The 15,298-nt window shown below is 49.0% G+C and carries 16 protein-coding genes; 5 read left to right on the top strand and 11 right to left on the bottom strand.

Translation table 11 applies throughout. From position 1 onward, the window contains the following. Window positions 1-6 precede the first annotated feature (6 nt). Window positions 7-1,299, top strand: a complete 1,293-nt coding sequence (gene serS / locus BMW93_RS12820; protein ID WP_090376162.1) for a serine--tRNA ligase — start codon at window positions 7-9, stop codon at window positions 1,297-1,299. A 31-nt stretch (window positions 1,300-1,330) separates the two neighbouring features. On the opposite strand, the gene BMW93_RS12815 is transcribed toward serS, so the two are convergent. From BMW93_RS12815 to BMW93_RS12805, 3 genes are all read right to left on the bottom strand, one after another. Then, the gene (locus BMW93_RS12815) at window positions 1,331-2,668 is read right to left on the bottom strand and encodes a MutS-related protein (protein WP_090376159.1); all 1,338 of its coding nucleotides are present in this window, start codon (window positions 2,666-2,668) and stop codon (window positions 1,331-1,333) included. A 123-nt stretch (window positions 2,669-2,791) separates the two neighbouring features. After that, window positions 2,792-4,042 carry a hypothetical protein gene (locus BMW93_RS12810; RefSeq protein ID WP_090376156.1) on the bottom strand — a complete coding sequence of 417 codons (1,251 nt, stop codon included), beginning with the start codon at window positions 4,040-4,042 and terminating at the stop codon, window positions 2,792-2,794. Continuing rightward, window positions 4,039-5,310, bottom strand: a complete 1,272-nt coding sequence (locus tag BMW93_RS12805) for a hypothetical protein (protein WP_090376153.1) — start codon at window positions 5,308-5,310, stop codon at window positions 4,039-4,041. Before BMW93_RS12805 ends, BMW93_RS12810 begins: the two co-directional genes overlap by 4 nt. 186 nt (window positions 5,311-5,496) lie before the next feature. Between BMW93_RS12805 and BMW93_RS12800 the strand changes: the two genes are divergently transcribed. Next, the gene (locus tag BMW93_RS12800) at window positions 5,497-6,636 is read left to right on the top strand and encodes an acyl-CoA dehydrogenase (RefSeq protein WP_090376291.1); all 1,140 of its coding nucleotides are present in this window, start codon (window positions 5,497-5,499) and stop codon (window positions 6,634-6,636) included. 172 nt (window positions 6,637-6,808) lie between these two features. Next, window positions 6,809-7,738 (top strand): AraC family transcriptional regulator, encoded by a 930-nt coding sequence (locus tag BMW93_RS12795; RefSeq protein WP_090376150.1) that lies wholly within the window; start codon window positions 6,809-6,811, stop codon window positions 7,736-7,738. 66 nt (window positions 7,739-7,804) lie between these two features. Here the strand turns inward: BMW93_RS12795 and BMW93_RS12790 are convergent, their stop codons facing one another. Then, complete coding sequence (locus tag BMW93_RS12790; RefSeq protein WP_229240401.1) at window positions 7,805-8,242, bottom strand: nuclear transport factor 2 family protein; 438 nt, start codon at window positions 8,240-8,242, stop codon at window positions 7,805-7,807. Between the two features lie 96 nt (window positions 8,243-8,338). Here BMW93_RS12790 and BMW93_RS12785 point away from each other — a divergent pair, with 96 nt between their 5' ends. After that, window positions 8,339-8,728, top strand: coding sequence for a hypothetical protein (locus tag BMW93_RS12785; protein ID WP_090376148.1), 390 nt, complete (start codon window positions 8,339-8,341; stop codon window positions 8,726-8,728). Window positions 8,729-8,764: 36 nt separating this feature from the next. On the opposite strand, the gene nadD is transcribed toward BMW93_RS12785, so the two are convergent. The 7 genes from nadD to BMW93_RS12750 form a co-directional block, all read right to left on the bottom strand. Then, window positions 8,765-9,337, bottom strand: a complete 573-nt coding sequence (gene nadD, locus BMW93_RS12780) for a nicotinate (nicotinamide) nucleotide adenylyltransferase (protein ID WP_090376145.1) — start codon at window positions 9,335-9,337, stop codon at window positions 8,765-8,767. Window positions 9,338-9,352: 15 nt separating this feature from the next. Then, window positions 9,353-9,922 (bottom strand): guanylate kinase, encoded by a 570-nt coding sequence (gene gmk, locus BMW93_RS12775; protein ID WP_090376142.1) that lies wholly within the window; start codon window positions 9,920-9,922, stop codon window positions 9,353-9,355. 9 nt (window positions 9,923-9,931) lie between these two features. Next, complete coding sequence (locus BMW93_RS12770; RefSeq protein WP_090155091.1) at window positions 9,932-10,219, bottom strand: phosphohydrolase; 288 nt, start codon at window positions 10,217-10,219, stop codon at window positions 9,932-9,934. Between the two features lie 83 nt (window positions 10,220-10,302). Beyond that, the gene (locus tag BMW93_RS12765; RefSeq protein WP_019946017.1) at window positions 10,303-10,890 is read right to left on the bottom strand and encodes a sigma-70 family RNA polymerase sigma factor; all 588 of its coding nucleotides are present in this window, start codon (window positions 10,888-10,890) and stop codon (window positions 10,303-10,305) included. Between the two features lie 233 nt (window positions 10,891-11,123). Further along, window positions 11,124-11,627, bottom strand: a complete 504-nt coding sequence (locus tag BMW93_RS12760; RefSeq protein ID WP_090376140.1) for a hypothetical protein — start codon at window positions 11,625-11,627, stop codon at window positions 11,124-11,126. Next, complete coding sequence (mreC, locus tag BMW93_RS12755; protein ID WP_090376137.1) at window positions 11,624-12,466, bottom strand: rod shape-determining protein MreC; 843 nt, start codon at window positions 12,464-12,466, stop codon at window positions 11,624-11,626. The genes BMW93_RS12760 and mreC overlap by 4 nt, the downstream gene beginning before the upstream one ends. Before the next feature lie 91 nt (window positions 12,467-12,557). Continuing rightward, window positions 12,558-13,583 (bottom strand): rod shape-determining protein, encoded by a 1,026-nt coding sequence (locus tag BMW93_RS12750; protein WP_015813280.1) that lies wholly within the window; start codon window positions 13,581-13,583, stop codon window positions 12,558-12,560. A 209-nt stretch (window positions 13,584-13,792) separates the two neighbouring features. On the opposite strand from BMW93_RS12750, the gene BMW93_RS12745 reads away from it, so the two are divergent. Further along, the gene (locus tag BMW93_RS12745) at window positions 13,793-15,295 is read left to right on the top strand and encodes a GH3 auxin-responsive promoter family protein (RefSeq protein WP_090376134.1); all 1,503 of its coding nucleotides are present in this window, start codon (window positions 13,793-13,795) and stop codon (window positions 15,293-15,295) included. Window positions 15,296-15,298 lie beyond the last annotated feature (3 nt).

The following is a 15,298-nucleotide window of genomic DNA, read 5'->3' as shown; positions in this document are numbered from 1 at the left end:
AGCATTATGTTACAAACGAATTTTATCCGCGAAAACCGCGAACTAACCATTGCGGGACTGACCAAAAAACATTTCAAGGATGCCGATCAGGCGGTAGACCGCATTATCGAACTTGATGGAAAACGCCGCCAGATCCAGCAGGATTTGGACGACGTGCTGGCCGCGTCCAACAACAAAGCCAAGGAAATCGGGGCGTTGATGAAAGCCGGCCAGAAAGCAGAGGCAGAAGCCGCCAAAGCCGACACCGCTGTATTGAAGGAGCGTTCCAAGGCATTGGAAGACGAGCATAAGGTATTTGAGGAAACGCTGCTCCAAGAGCTCGTGAAGCTGCCGAACCTCCCGCATGAGAGCGTGCCGGAGGGCCGCACTGCCGACGATAATGTGACCGTCCTCGAAGCCGGTACCAAGCCTGCATTGCACGAAGGTGCTTTGCCGCATTGGGATCTGATCAAGAAGCTGGGTGGTAACCTGGCTCCGATTATCGATTTTGAGCTGGGTAACAAAATTACCGGAGCCGGGTTCCCGGTGTATAAGGGCAAAGCCGCCCGTCTGCAACGCGCTATGATCGCCTTTTTCCTCAACGAGGCAGGTAATGCAGGCTATACCGAGGTACAGCCGCCGATCGTGGTAAATGCGGATTCAGGATTTGCGACCGGACAGTTGCCGGACAAGGAAGGCCAGATGTACCACGACGCACAGGACGATCTTTACCTGATCCCGACTGCTGAGGTGCCGGTTACGAACCTCTACCGCGATGTGATTGTGGCTGAAAGCGAGTTGCCAGTGAAGAATGCCGCATTCACGCCGTGCTTCCGCAGGGAGGCAGGCAGCTGGGGCGCGCACGTACGCGGGCTGAACCGCTTGCACCAGTTCGACAAGGTGGAAATCGTGCAGATCAATAAGCCGGAGGATTCTTACAAAGCCCTCGACGAAATGGTGGAACACGTGAAGAGCCTTTTGGAAAAACTGGAACTGCCTTACCGCATTCTGCGCTTGTGTGGCGGCGATATGGGCTTCACGTCCGCATTGACCTATGATTTCGAGGTATGGTCGGCCGGGCAGCAGCGCTGGCTGGAATGCAGCTCCGTTTCGAACTTTGAAACTTATCAGGCCAACCGTTTGAAGCTGCGTTACAAAAACGCCGACAAGAAAACGCAACTGCTTCACACATTGAACGGCTCTGCGTTGGCATTGCCCCGCATTCTGGCCGCATTGCTGGAAAACAACCAGCAGGCCGACGGAACCGTGAAAGTACCGGCCGTTCTGGTGCCATTCTGCGGCTTCGATGTGATTGAATAGAATTTTTGAATGCAAATAAGCGAAAAGGCCCTCATTCCGACGAGGGCCTTTTTGCATTTTGGAGCAATGCGGTAACGCCGGTCTGGTCCATAATAAGCCTTCCTACCTTTTCAAATGCAGCGCCTTCTTCTATTTTGAATGTGTTTTGGAATTGATTGCCGGTAATGCGGGTGCGAAAGCATCTGAAACTGATTTTCGGGTGATTGGTATAATGCGTGATCAAGTCGTGCAAGTGAGTAGAGACGAGAAAGTATGAGCCGTCGAAATTCGCAAAACCATCCAGCACTGTTTTGGAACAATGCATTGCATCCTCTTGATTGGTTCCTCTGAATAATTCATCCACAATCACCAGGCATTTCTGGCCGGCGTTCAATGTTTCTGAAATCCCTTTGATGCGCATCATTTCATTGTAAAAATGGCTGAAACCCTGGTCGAGGTCGTCGGAGAGGTGGATGGAGGTGAAGAGCCGGTCGGTAAATGGCAGGCGGAATGATTTTGCGGGCACAGGCCAGCCCAAATGCGCGAGATAGACGATGATACCGCAGGTTTTGAGAAAGGTCGTCTTGCCGCTTGTATTGGCGCCGGTGAGGATGCAGACAGGATTGTCGAGACTCAGATCATTTGCAACTGCGCCGGTTATCAGCGGATGCCAGGCTGCTTCGACCTGAAAATTGGTGGTATGCAAACCAAAAACCGGAAATGCGAGCCGATGGTGATTGGCTGTTTTAACGATCGACAGACAAGCGTCGAGCTTGTAAAGCGTATCCAGCGTTTGCCGGAACGCATCTTTGTGGCTGACGCGTAAATGATAATCGAGGTAAAATATAGAAGCATTGGACAGGTCGCCATCCTTTTTCTTCAAAGACGCCGACAAAACGGGGGAAAAGATAAACTTCCGGAGCTGGCCAATGTCTTCGGAAATTTCATCAGGAATAGCGGTTTCCGAAAGGCTGTTCAAAGTTGCTTTGACCGCCCTCACCAGTCGCAACGTAGCCAGCACACCGCTTTGCACGCGGTAGTACTCGGCCTTGTTGCGAACCGAATACCACCAGGTGTCCAGCCAATGCATCACTGCATCCTGAGACATCGAATGCGCTACGCTTAATGCGTAATAGCTTTCCGCTGCCGCAGTATATGCCCTGGCAATATCGACTTGCCATGCCGCTGGCCGGCTCGCAATTGCTTTGAGTAATTCCTGGAAGCGAAGAATTTCTTCAAGCGTTGCCTTGGGCTTCGCAATAATGCTTTTAAGATAATCGGCACCGCCTAACGTTTGGGTGCGGTCGTAGTATGCCAGAATGCTGGCTGCGCGGCTGTTCTCGGGCAGGAGTTGTAGTTCGTGTAGGGTATGCCGGTCTACGGGCTGCATTCGGGCGGTTTTGGGGTTTTCCAAATGTAAAAACCGGTGCTGAATGCGCAGCGTTAAAGAAAGTTAAACTTGTGGTTGAAGGAAACGGGTGTCGAAAGAAAACAGAATGCTTACCGGTTAATGTTAGTTGGAAGTAACTTCCCCTTTTTTCGGAAATGCGAGCCAGATGAAATAGCCGGTCAGGATGACAATGGCTGTCTGCATCGAATAATCGATCAGGAGTTCGGAAGACGCCGCAGTGTCCGACGGCGTCATATAGCAGGGCATACCAAGCCGCCACCAGTACGACGGATGCACGACACAAAGCAGGTTGAATACGAAAAGAATCGTAATCTGTGTTTTGTTCTTCCAGTCAATCACATAGAATACGAGTGGCAGCAGGAAAAGGAAGATATAATTACTGTATGCACTCTGTTGTACGATCATCATCGTAGCGTATAAAACGATCCAGACCCTGGAAAGCATTACCCGGAAATCGGCGTTACGGAGGCGCCATGCTGAAATGCAGGCTAAACCCACCGAGACGACCAGGCCGATCCAGTTCCAGAATTTTTCGCCAACCCCAATAGCGTTATAGAACCACGGATTCAGTATCGACTGAATATTCGGAGCACGCAATGTCTTGGCTTCGTCCAAAGGCTGCATGAATTCGAAACCTACCAGCGGGTACAATATACCCAGCGAGATAATGCCGATAATGGCAATGGGAATGACGAAACGTACTTTTTGTTTTTCCAATAAAAACAATGGTACCATAATGAGCACAAAAATGGCTTTGGTCATCAGCAACCCGATGGCCAAAATGATCGCGTACCATTCCACGCGCAATGTGCGCTCACGCACGAGGTACGCTAGGATTACGAAAAGCCACATCCACACGTCTTCCTGCGCGCCTATCACGCATAGCACGAGCGAGCCGGGCAATAGCAGGTAAATAAGGGCTTGGAACAGGAATGTACCCCGGGATTGGAATGGCCTGAAAAAATGATAGGAAACAAGTAATGCAATGCCGTCCATGGCAGCCATCGTCAGCACAATCATCTTTGGACTGTACCAAAGTTTCAGCCAGATGCCGAGGAAATAGGCGTAAAGCGGCGAGTAGGGCGACCAGAAATCACGGTACACGACTTGCCCGAGCGAGGCCTTGCTACCTTCATCCCAGAAGCCGTTCACGTCCGAGGTCGGTTCCATATTGGCTACGAGGTACACGGCGCTAAATGGTAGTAACCGCAGGAGCACCCACGCCACGGCCAGTACCGTATTCGCGGATTTCTTTTCGAGCCAGTCGGTTAATGCTTCTTTTTTGAATAGCAATGCGGCCGTGACCAGCAATGCGGCAACGCTGATGGCGGTTTTGGCAAGGACTATGTTCATGCCGTTGCCAGAGTTTGGGAGTGAACTACCTTACGATAGGTTTCGCGCAGAATCCACAGGAAGCAGAGTACATTCAGGATTTGCAGTACGTACTCGAACAGGTAAGAAGTATTGGCAAACAGGCTCAGCGATGTGTACGCGGGTTGTTTGATATACACCCACACAAATGGCTGTACTACCGTAAGCCAGTTCAATGCAAGCAGCACTGCTACGTGGGTGGTTTTACGGATATCGATAATTTCGAACAGGACGGCCATTAGGTAGGCGATCACGTACGCACCCATAGCGCTGGCCTGGAAGAGCATCATGCACACGAAAACGGCGATGAACAGGCCAGGTAACACTTCGCTGATGTGGCGCTGCCGAGCTTTGAATGCCATGTAAACCGGAATAAAAACCGTGAACAGCAATCCGAACCAGTTGATCAGCGTGGATTTCTTTTCGTCTACGTGGAAGAAGATTTCAACAAATGGCCTCAAAACCGAGAACAGGTTAGGCGTCATCAGCTGTTCCGTGTGACGGATCGGCATCAGGAACAGGTCGCCGATTTGCCAGTAGAGGAAGCCGACGGCAGGTAGGCCGATCGCCGCCATGACCAGTAGCATTTTAACGGGCTTCTTCACCATGACCAGCAATGCAGGTAGCAGGAATATGAATGTGACTTTGATCGTCAGCAATGTCATCGCATACAAAAGCCCGATACCGACCTCGTAGTTGCTTCTGTTTTTAATGGTATAGCGCCAGATAAGCAACGCCGCGCCCCAGAACCAGACTTCTTCCTGCCCGTCGACCAGGATGTACATGAATGCGGCAGGTAGCATAAAGTAAATCACAGCCAGTTGCAGCGCTTTCGGGCTTTTGCTTTTGTAGGTATCGTAAGTAAGCCAGAGAATTGCGGTTTCCATCAAAACCATGAAAAGCACGATCGCCCGGGCATTGTGCCAGATCCAGACCGGAATGCTGATGATGTAGGCATAAAGCGGCGCGTGATAGGACCAGAAATCGCGGTAGACGAAGCCGCCGGCCTTGGCGCCTTCGGCTTTGTAGAAGAAGAAAGGGATATCTCCCCGTGGTTCTTCGTTGATGATGAGGAAGATGCCGATCCAGGGAATGAGCCGGAAAAGCACAAAGCCTAATGTAAATATCAGTTTATCGTTTTCCTGCTGCCATTTTGCAAAAAGATCCGAACGGCTGATGGTCCAGATGATTCCGATAGTCAATGCAAGGTTGATGAGCAGCTTAATGTAAAAAACGGTAAGAACGGGCATGTGTAATCTGTCGTGATCAGGGCGCAAACTTAAGACAACTTTTGTTGAAAACGGCCAGCAAAACCCAAAGTTTTAATCGGTTAGGGAAATGTATGCTTGCATACCTTTTTGGTAAATCCTATTTTTGAAAATCTTCATCCACAAAAATCAACGTCTTCTATGTCAGCTTCCCAACCCCTTTCCGGAATGGATTTCAACCTTAGCGAAGAGCATCTGGCGGTGCAAGCCGCTGCACGCGATTTCGCGCAAATCGAATTGTTACCTGGTGTGATCGAGCGCGATATTGCCCAGCATTTCGAGCCTGCATTGTTGCGTAAAATGAGCGAACTGGGCTTTTTGGGCATGATGGTAGCGCCTGAATACGGCGGTGGAGGCATGGATACGCTCGCGTACGTGCTGGCTGTGGAGGAAATCTCGAAGGTGGATGCCTCGGCCGGGGTGATCATATCGGTGAATAATTCGCTGGTGTGCTGGGGACTCGAAAAGTATGGAACCGAGGAACAAAAGCAGCAATATCTGACGCGGCTCGCATCGGGTGAAATCATCGGTGCATTCTGCTTGTCGGAACCCGAGGCCGGTTCCGATGCCACTTCGCAGCACACGACCGCCTTTCTGAACGGAGACCATTATTTATTGAACGGCACGAAAAACTGGATCACCAGTGGGAATACTTCATCGGTATGCCTCGTGATGGCGCAGACGCACCCGGAAGCGAAGCACAAGGGTATTAATGTGTTGATCGTCGAGAAAGGCTGGGAAGGTTTTTCGGTAGGCCGCAAGGAGGATAAAATGGGTATAAGGGCCTCGGATACACATACTTTGATGTTTTCCGATGTGAAGGTGCCCGTTGCGAACCGGATTGGGGACGACGGCTTTGGTTTCAAGTTTGCCATGAATGTGCTGAATGGCGGCCGCATCGGTATCGCGGCGCAGGCGCTGGGGATTGCGGCGGGCGCATTTGAGCTTTCCTTGAAATATTCCAAGGAACGAAAGACATTCGGTAAACCCATTGCCGAACACCAGGCGATCCAGTTTAAATTGTCTGAAATGGCGACGAAAATTGAGGCCGCCCGGTTACTTGTGTACAAGGCCGCCCGATTGAAAGACGAAGGAAAAGACTACATCCAGGCCGCTGCCATGGCAAAATTGTATGCATCCGAAGTGGCGATGTGGGTGACAACAGAAGCGGTTCAGGTGCACGGGGGCTACGGTTATGTGAGAGAATACCACGTAGAGCGGTTCATGCGCGATGCAAAAATCACACAGATTTATGAAGGTACCTCCGAAATCCAAAAACTCGTCATCGCCCGAGAGCTCCTTAAATAATTAGTGATTGCCGAAAAAGTCGATTTTATTCTGAATCTTGGATTTAAATAATATTAAAATATCACTTTTTTTCAAATTTTTGTGAAACTATACTTGTATTAGTTTTGTACAATTTATTAGATTTGTACAAAATTTGAAAAATCGGTCAAAACGGCCCTTAAATATATCAAGTATGGAAGACTATAATAAGATTATTGAGTCGTTGGGAGTGAAATTTGTGAAGGCCCGTCATATCAGGATTTTACAGCCCATCACAATCAAAAACTTTTATGACGTACAGAACTCTTTGACCATTCTGTACGACGGCGAAGTTTCTTTCGGATCCGACGAGCCTCAGAGGGTTGAAGAAGGGGATATGCTCTTCATTCCGGGAGGTAAGCATGCCACCGTAACATACGGCAACGGCGCATCCGCCAAAACCGTGTCGAACGAGGAGTTCATGACCAACCGTGACAATTATATCGAAGCAGGCCACGATCCGGCATTGATCGGAAAGCTGCCTAACTCTTTCGGTTTGATCTCTTTCGAAGCGAAAGTATTTGATACTGTTAACTTCTTCACGTCGCTCGACGTGCCTCCGTTCCTGATCAAACGCGACGACCAGATCGCTGCGACGATCAACCAGATCCTGACGGAAGATATGCTCGATACGCCAGGTAAAGGCCGTATCATCAAGATCAAAACCGAAGAGGTAGTGATCGAGATTATCCGTTATATTCTGAAAAACAAACTGTTCGTTGAGCAGCTCGTTACCAACAGTACTTATTTCAAAGATCCCCGACTGATCGATATTTTCGCTTACATCAAAGACAATCTGGGCGGCGACCTGTCGAACAAGGTGTTGGCGAACGTAGCGAACGTTTCAGAGGATTATGTAGGTCAATATTTCAAAATGCTGACCGGTATCAACCCGCAGGATTATATCGAATACCAACGCATGGAAAAAGCGGTGGACCTGCTCCGCACTTCGAAGAAAAGCATCCGCGCGATCGGTTCTGATGTGGGTTACAAAGACACCGCTTATTTCTGCCGCCGCTTCAAGATGATGTTCGGTATCCCGGCCGGAAAAATGCGTCGTCGCGAATCGCTGATGAATGTTTAGAATGTAATGTTAGACTATAATTGAAAAAGAGAACTGGTTCCGGTTCTCTTTTTTTGTGCCCCGATATTATTGTGCGGGCGTAAATTGGGCCGTGGCAACCTTCCATTTCCCGCCCGAGCGCACGCATACGGTCGTATACGCGACGTTGCCGTTGAAGCCGTTGTTCTGAATGCGCGCGCTTACATTCCAAAAGCCCTGTACCACTGCCACATCCCCATATGTACGCGTACGTGTACCCGTGAGCATGCCCGAGTCGACAATAATGTAGCCCTGGCCGATGGCCTGCTGCAACGCACGGCCATCGATGGTTTGGCCATTGAAATTGGTGACGGTGAAATCATTTGCAACGAGGCTGCTTATGGCTGTTGCATTTTCGTCCAGCAATGCCTGGAAAAACAGGTTGGAGCAATCGGTACCGTCGGTAGGCTGCGGGGTGTTGTCCTGCGCGTAGGCGGTCACTGAGGCGAAGGTCAGGAGGAAAATGGTCAGGAGTTGTTTCATCATTTGGTCAGGAGTTGTCAAGTGTGGGCAGGTGTTGTTTCATATTGTCGTGTTGTGTGGGTAGATTCGCCGTAGTTTTTGAAAGAACGAATCAGTACAATGAAATTATCAATAAAAATCCTTTTGACCGCGCTGATCGGAGTAATCGTCGGCTGTTCGAGCGCTCCTGATAAATTAGGCAATCTGGACCTTAAAAAATGGCGTGGCGACCGCGGAGGATGTAATGACGTCCGCAAAGGCCTGGAAGGCGATTTTAAGCATGCTGAAAAAGAATTGAAGGGAAAGTTTGCCGATACGATCGGCGAGATACTCGGCCGGCCGGATATTCATCAGCTGGGCGAGCGTAATACCAAATTCTACGTTTATTTTCTCGAAAAGGGACCGCAGTGCGAGAATATGCAAGCGAAATCCGACGCACGGAAGGTGCTGCTGAAATTCAATGCGGTTGGTTTGCTTTCGGAGATTACTTACCAGGATCGGCCATTATAGTGAGCACCGAATGTGACTCACGATCAGGCGCACCGGTTACTGATAAAATTTCTTGATTTTGATCAGCTGCTCTACGGGCTCGGGCACCATATAGCGGATCGACTGGCCTTTTTTAATGCAGGCGCGGAGAAATGTCGCCGAAATGTCGAGCAGTGGCGCTTCCACGAATTTCACATCCGGATGGTCGCCGAATGCATGCGGCTTTGAATTGGGTCTTGGGTAAACATACAGGCCCGTGTATTCCAGAATCTTGCCGTAGTTCTTCCAGTTCGGAAATTGTGCCAGGTTATCCTCACCCATAATCAGCTTGAACTGGTGTTGCGGAAATTTCTCCTGTAAGCGAACCAGCGTATCGATCGTGTAGCTTGGCTTGGGCATATGGAACTCGATGTCGTTCGCCCGGAGCAGCGTATTATCCGAAATAGCGCGCTGCACGAGGTCGAAACGGTCGAATTCGTGCAGGAGGCCGTTGTTTTTCTTGAATGGATTTTGCGGGCTCACGATAAACCAGACCTGTTCGAGATCCGTTGTCGTGGCCATCGTGTTGGCAATGATCAAATGACCGACATGAATAGGATTGAACGATCCGAAAAACAGGCCGATCTTCATTGCTGTAAGTAAATTTTAGGATTGAATGAATGCCTGAACGAGTTCTTCCGCTTTGGCAAGCGCTTCATCCAGTTCATCATTGATCAGAATTTTATCGAACTCATGTTCGAAACTCTGTTCGTAACGCACTTTGGCCAGGCGCGTGGCGAGCGTTTCAGGCGTTTCGGTACCACGGCGCGACAGGCGGCGTTTGATTTCTTCGTCGGAGGTGACCTTTACGAATACAGCGAGTGCGGCGTCGCCATATGCTTCTTTCAGTTTCAATCCTCCTTTCACGTCCACATCGAAGAGTACGTGTTTGCCTTCGTCCCAAAGGCGTTGTATTTCAGCTTTGAGTGTGCCGTAGTAATTGCCGGCGTAAACCTCTTCCCATTCCGCAAACTGCTGATCCGCTATCTTCTGACGAAAATCCTGCAAGGTCAGGAAGTAGTAATCTTTGCCATCTACCTCGTGCTCGCGGCGCGGGCGCGTACATGCGGAGACAGAAAATGCCAGTTGCTGTGTGTATTTATTTAAAAGATGCCTTACAATGGTGGTCTTTCCGGAACCGGAAGGGGCAGAAAATATGATAAGCTTACCTTTCACTCGAACAGATTAACTGTTAATTTTTGAAATAATCGTATTGAGAATGCTCTCCGGGCAAGGTTTCTTGACAATTTTCATGTTGAGGGAATCCTTGATGCACTTTTCCAGGCGGTAAGCCTCGATACAAGGGATGCATTTGTCCATGTTTTCGCGGAAGTGGTCCTTCTCTGCTTCGCTCGCCTCGTCATCCAGGATAGCCTGAATGATTTTCATACACTCAGCATGATGCTCGCAGGTATGCTTCATTTGTTTTTGCGCAACTTCTGTTACAGAAGGCGTCGTGGAAGATGCATTCATTAGTTAAAATGAAAATAAGAATAATGGAATATATGTACAGTTGTACCCTATAACCGAAGAGGTTGCAAAAAAAGTTTCACAACCTATGAATCATATCCCATTGAGCTCGCGTAGCTTCTGAGTTTTTCTTTCAGGAGGTTACGTGCGCGGTGCAATCTGGACCTCACCGTTCCGATAGGAATGTCCAGGATTTTGGCCATCTCTTCGTAGGTGAAACCTTCGATATCGCAGAGAATGATGACCGTTCTGAAGTCGACAGGCAGGGCGTTGAGCGCGTTCGCAACCTCATCGCCGATCAGTTCCTGTACAGCATCGGCACGGAGATCTACGGTATAAGTGGTATCGGATGCTTCCTCGGAATTATAGGTCGTTTCAACTTCCTGATAATCAACTTTGGAAGGTTCTTTACTTTTTTTACGGTAGTCGTTGATGAAGCTGTTTTTGAGGATCCTGAAAAGCCAGGCTTTTGCATTGGTACCCTGTTCGAATGAAGATATAAAACGGAACGCCTTCAGATAAGTGTCTTGAACCAGGTCATTCGCATCGTCTTCGTCCATGGTGAGGCGGAAGGCGAAGTTGTACATGGAGTCAATGTGTGGCATGAACTCACGGTTAAACACTTCATAACGAAGATCATCCGTGTATTCATTAGTCGTGAGCGTTTCTGACATGGCAACTAACATAGGAATGCTGAATTTACAAAGATTAATAACAGCTCCAATTCGTACAAATTAAAATTTGATAAATGGCTGATTGGAGCGCCTTAACTGCCCTTATTTCACGATAAAATTAAAAAGAGCCGGGATGAATGATTAGCCTCCCAAACGGTGTCGCCTCGTATCGTTAATTTAATGTTAATACATCAAATTTCGCGCCAAAAAGGGGGCTCCGCCAAAATGTCATGCTAGCGTTTGGAGAAGAGTTCCAGCAGGATAATGAGGATGGTTGTGAACAATGTGCTGGCACCGATGCGGATCAGCGTGTAAAGGATCATTCCAAAGTTGTTCATCTCCATCAGGAACAGCATGGAATGGTGTATCAGGATCAGTGGGAAAATGTACGAAACGAATGCCCCGAGCCCCTGCGCACGTATGCCTACCTCCGCGCGCTCGGCCCCGCGCGATTTCATCTGGTAATGGATCAGGAATGGCCTGAGGTAGGCGATCAACACCGTTGCCGATGCGTGCATGCCGAACGTATTCGAAAAAACATCGACAATAAAGCCCACTGCGAACGCAATGAGCAACGTATACATCCGGTCCATATCCGCAGGCAGCAGCAGGATGGCCGCAATGTAAATGAAACAGAACGCGTAGTTGAACAGCACGATATTCCGCATGAAGAAGATCTGCAAAAACAGGTAAAGCAGGATCATCAGGGAATATTGTATCGCCTCGCGTAAGCTCATTTTTTCAGTTCTATGGTTTTTGCTTTAAGATTTTCCTGTTCTACAAGTTGGTGATTTTGTACCACATACACGTATGACAGGTTCCGGAAGTCGGTCGCCAGGCTAAGCACAATGTTGTAAAATGTCTGGTTCGGGTTCACGGCTACGCTCTGGACTTTTCCAACCATGATATTGGGAGGAAAAACAGAGTTCTGGTCGGAAGTTACCGCCGAGTCACCCTTGAAAACTTTGGTATACTTCGAAACATCGATCATGTCGATGAGGTTAGGATCCTTCCCGTCCCATTTGGCATAGCCGATTTCTTTGCTGCGCACAAGCTTAGAAGAAACCATGAAGTTTGAATGTAGGATCGAGGTGATTACCGAGTAATGCTCGGAACAGAACCGCACCTTACCAACCACGCCCGTCGCCGAAATGACACCCATACCCGGCTTAATGCCATGCGCCGTCCCTTTGTCGATCGTGATGACGTTGTTGGCTTTGTTGGTCTCGTTATCCACCACTTTCGCCACAGTGTAGGTAAATCGTGCTGCGAATGCGGAGTCAGGTACATAACCTGCGGGAAGCTGACTTTTATTCGTTTGGCTCAGCCTCGCTACCTGCGCGTGCAAATGCGCATTCTCGCTCGCCAGGTCGGCATTGATCTCGTCGAGCTTGGTATAATCGCGCACCGAGTTAGAAAATGCGAGCGTTTTGGCGACGTAGTAATTGGAAGTATTGAAATAGGTAGCTCCCCAGTAGGTATTGTTGCGCACGATCAGCCACGCACTGAGCACTTCCAGCAACACAAATACCAAAAAGAAACGATTCCGGACAACGAAATCAACGAGTTGGAGCATGGAGTTAAATATTCACGCGCAGTTCATCAATCCGGGCGCACGCTGCGCAAAAATAGAAATTTTTTCGATTGATAAACTGCGCGCTCCGGTCCTACGAAATCAGTACAGGCTTGTATAGTTCGAGGTTTTTGAGGACTTCCCCGGTACCTTTTACCACCGCTTTCAACGGATCGTCGGCGATGTGTACGGGCAGCTTGGTTTTCTGGGCAATACGCCTGTCGAGGCCGTGGATCAATGCGCCGCCGCCTGTGAGGTAAATACCGTTTTTGAAAATATCCGCAGAAAGCTCGGGAGGAGAAATTTCGAGGGCTTTCATGACGCCCTCTTCAATTTTGGAGATCGATTTATCGAGAGAATAAGCGATTTCGCTGTAAGTGACACGGATTTCTTTTGGAATACCTGTCATCAAGTCACGGCCGCGGATCTGGTAATCATCCAATGGTACTTCCAGTTCGGGGGAAGCCGAACCGATCGCCATCTTGATCAGTTCCGCGGAACGCTCGCCGATCAGCAGGTTGTGCTCGCGACGCATATAATCGACGATGTCACGCGTGAAAACGTCGCCCGCGATGCGCACCGATTGCTCGCAGACGATACCTGACAAGGCGATCACGGCGATTTCCGTAGTACCACCACCGATATCGACGATCATCACCCCATTAGGCTGTGTAATGTCGATACCGATACCGATCGCCGCTGCGATGGGCTCGTGTACCATGTATACTTCCTTGGCGCCCGCATGCTCGCAGGAGTCTTTTACCGCACGTTTTTCAACTTCGGTAATTCCCGAAGGAATACAAACAACCATGCGGTGGGAAGGAGTGAAGAAACGGCTACCGGTGTCGATCATTTTGATCATCCCGCGGATCATCATTTCAGCCGCCGTGAAGTCGGCAATCACCCCGTCTTTCAATGGACGGATCGTTTTTATATTCTCGTTCGTCTTCTCATGCATTTGCATTGCCGTGTGGCCGATCGCCAGTACTTTCCCCGTGGTTTTATCCATGGCAATGATCGACGGCTCATCCACAACAACAGTATCTTTATGAATGATGAGAGTATTTGCAGTACCCAAATCAATCGCTATATCGCTCGTCAAAAAATCAAACAATCCCATATATAATGTTAAAAACTTTGCTCACTTTGATTTCAGGATGGCAAAATTACAGATTATTAACCACAAACAAAGGCATTTAAAAAATTTCGGTAGACGGTATCCGAAGGGCGTAAAACTAGTTGCAAAGCGCCTTCCAAGCGGCTTTCCAACGGGGTTTCCAACCGGGTAAATCATGGAATTTGTAATTCCTGCGTACATTTGTTTTCACTATGGGAATCAGATCAGTTTTGAGCAGGCCGTTGGCCCGTTACATTGTCAAACAGCAACAGGAATGGATCGCGCGAAGTGTTGAGGTCCAGGAAAAATGGAGGTCGGAGCTCGTAAAAAAGGCTGCCGCTACGCAGTTTGGGAAGGATCATTTTTTCAAAGACATTCAGAGCTACTCCGATTTCCTGGAAGCCGTTCCGGTGCATGACTATGAGGATCTGAAACCTTATGTGGAGAAAATAAAATCCGGGGAAAGTGATATTTTGTGGCCGGGCAAACCATTGTATTTTGCCAAAACGTCGGGAACCACCTCCGGAACCAAATACATCCCGATTTCCAAAGATTCCATCTCCAATCATATCGACTCGGCGCGTAATGCCATTTTGACGTATATTAACGAGACGCAAAAGGCTGATTTCCTGGACAATAAGCTGATTTTTCTCTCTGGGAGCCCGATACTGACAGAAACCGGTGGGGTACTGACAGGCCGGTTGTCAGGCATTTCCAATCACCATGTACCGGGGTATCTTCGCTCCAACCAACTCCCGAGCTACGAAACGAACTGTATCGAGGATTGGGAAACCAAGCTCGACAAGATCATAGACGAAACGCTCGACCAGCGGATGTCGCTCATTTCCGGCATTCCCCCCTGGGTGCAAATGTACTTCGACCGCATTATCGAGCGCACCGGCAAGAAGATCAAAGACGTATTCCCTGATTTTTCCCTTTTTATATATGGCGGGGTAAACTTTGAACCGTACCGCGCCAAATTGTTTGAATCCATCGGCAAACGTATCGATTCCATTGAATTGTACCCGGCATCGGAAGGCTTTCTGGCCTATCAGGACAAGCAGAATGACGAAGGCCTGCTGCTTTTGCTCGATACCGGTATTTTCTTCGAATTCATTCCGGTTGAAAACTACTTCGACGAAAATCCACGCCGTTTATCGATCGGTGAGGTGGAAACGGGCAGGAATTATGCGGTGATTGTCAATAATAATGCAGGATTATGGGGCTACTCGCTGGGTGATACCGTCAAGTTTGTCTCGACAGATCCTTATAAAGTGCTCGTTACGGGCCGGATCAAGCATTTCATCTCCGCATTCGGCGAGCACGTGATCGGGGAGGAGATCGAGAAAGCATTGAAATACGCATTGGAAAGGCATCCGGAGACGGAAGTGATAGAACTGACGGTCGCACCGATGGTAAATTCGCTGGATGGCGGTCTTCCTTACCATGAATGGCTGGTGGAATTTGCAACCCGGCCGAACAATATGGAGCAATTCGCGAACGACCTCGACCGCAGGCTAACCGAATTGAACATTTATTACAAAGACCTGATCACGGGAAGCATCCTGCGCCGCCTCGAACTCACGCCGCTGCGGAAGAACTCGTTCATCGATTATATGCGCGCCAACGGCAAGCTCGGTGGCCAGAACAAGGTGCCGCGCCTCTCCAACGACCGCAAGATCGCCGAAGAACTGACACAGTTGAACAAAAATTGACCG

Origin of the sequence: Dyadobacter sp. SG02, from assembly GCF_900109045.1 — a bacterium.
GTDB lineage: Bacteria > Bacteroidota > Bacteroidia > Cytophagales > Spirosomataceae > Dyadobacter.
Note: the sequence above shows the minus strand (reverse complement) of the source record. Positions and strands in the feature narration are given on the sequence as shown.

Bases quoted from the DNA above. Each gene is read 5' to 3' on its own strand.
- BMW93_RS12745 (WP_090376134.1), top strand. From the start codon at position 13,793: ATGGGAATCAGATCAGTTTTGAGCAGGCCGTTGGCCCGTTACATTGTC.
- BMW93_RS12765 (WP_019946017.1), bottom strand. From the start codon at position 10,890: ATGTCAGAAACGCTCACGACTAATGAATACACGGATGATCTTCGTTAT.
- mreC (WP_090376137.1), bottom strand. From the start codon at position 12,466: ATGCTCCAACTCGTTGATTTCGTTGTCCGGAATCGTTTCTTTTTGGTA.
- BMW93_RS12750 (WP_015813280.1), bottom strand. From the start codon at position 13,583: ATGGGATTGTTTGATTTTTTGACGAGCGATATAGCGATTGATTTGGGT.
- BMW93_RS12805 (WP_090376153.1), bottom strand. From the start codon at position 5,310: ATGCCCGTTCTTACCGTTTTTTACATTAAGCTGCTCATCAACCTTGCA.
- BMW93_RS12785 (WP_090376148.1), top strand. From the start codon at position 8,339: ATGAAATTATCAATAAAAATCCTTTTGACCGCGCTGATCGGAGTAATC.
- BMW93_RS12800 (WP_090376291.1), top strand. From the start codon at position 5,497: ATGGATTTCAACCTTAGCGAAGAGCATCTGGCGGTGCAAGCCGCTGCA.
- BMW93_RS12815 (WP_090376159.1), bottom strand. From the start codon at position 2,668: ATGCAGCCCGTAGACCGGCATACCCTACACGAACTACAACTCCTGCCC.
- serS (WP_090376162.1), top strand. From the start codon at position 7: ATGTTACAAACGAATTTTATCCGCGAAAACCGCGAACTAACCATTGCG.
- BMW93_RS12760 (WP_090376140.1), bottom strand. From the start codon at position 11,627: ATGAGCTTACGCGAGGCGATACAATATTCCCTGATGATCCTGCTTTAC.
- BMW93_RS12790 (WP_229240401.1), bottom strand. From the start codon at position 8,242: ATGATGAAACAACTCCTGACCATTTTCCTCCTGACCTTCGCCTCAGTG.
- BMW93_RS12770 (WP_090155091.1), bottom strand. From the start codon at position 10,219: ATGAATGCATCTTCCACGACGCCTTCTGTAACAGAAGTTGCGCAAAAA.
- BMW93_RS12795 (WP_090376150.1), top strand. From the start codon at position 6,809: ATGGAAGACTATAATAAGATTATTGAGTCGTTGGGAGTGAAATTTGTG.
- BMW93_RS12810 (WP_090376156.1), bottom strand. From the start codon at position 4,042: ATGAACATAGTCCTTGCCAAAACCGCCATCAGCGTTGCCGCATTGCTG.
- nadD (WP_090376145.1), bottom strand. From the start codon at position 9,337: ATGAAGATCGGCCTGTTTTTCGGATCGTTCAATCCTATTCATGTCGGT.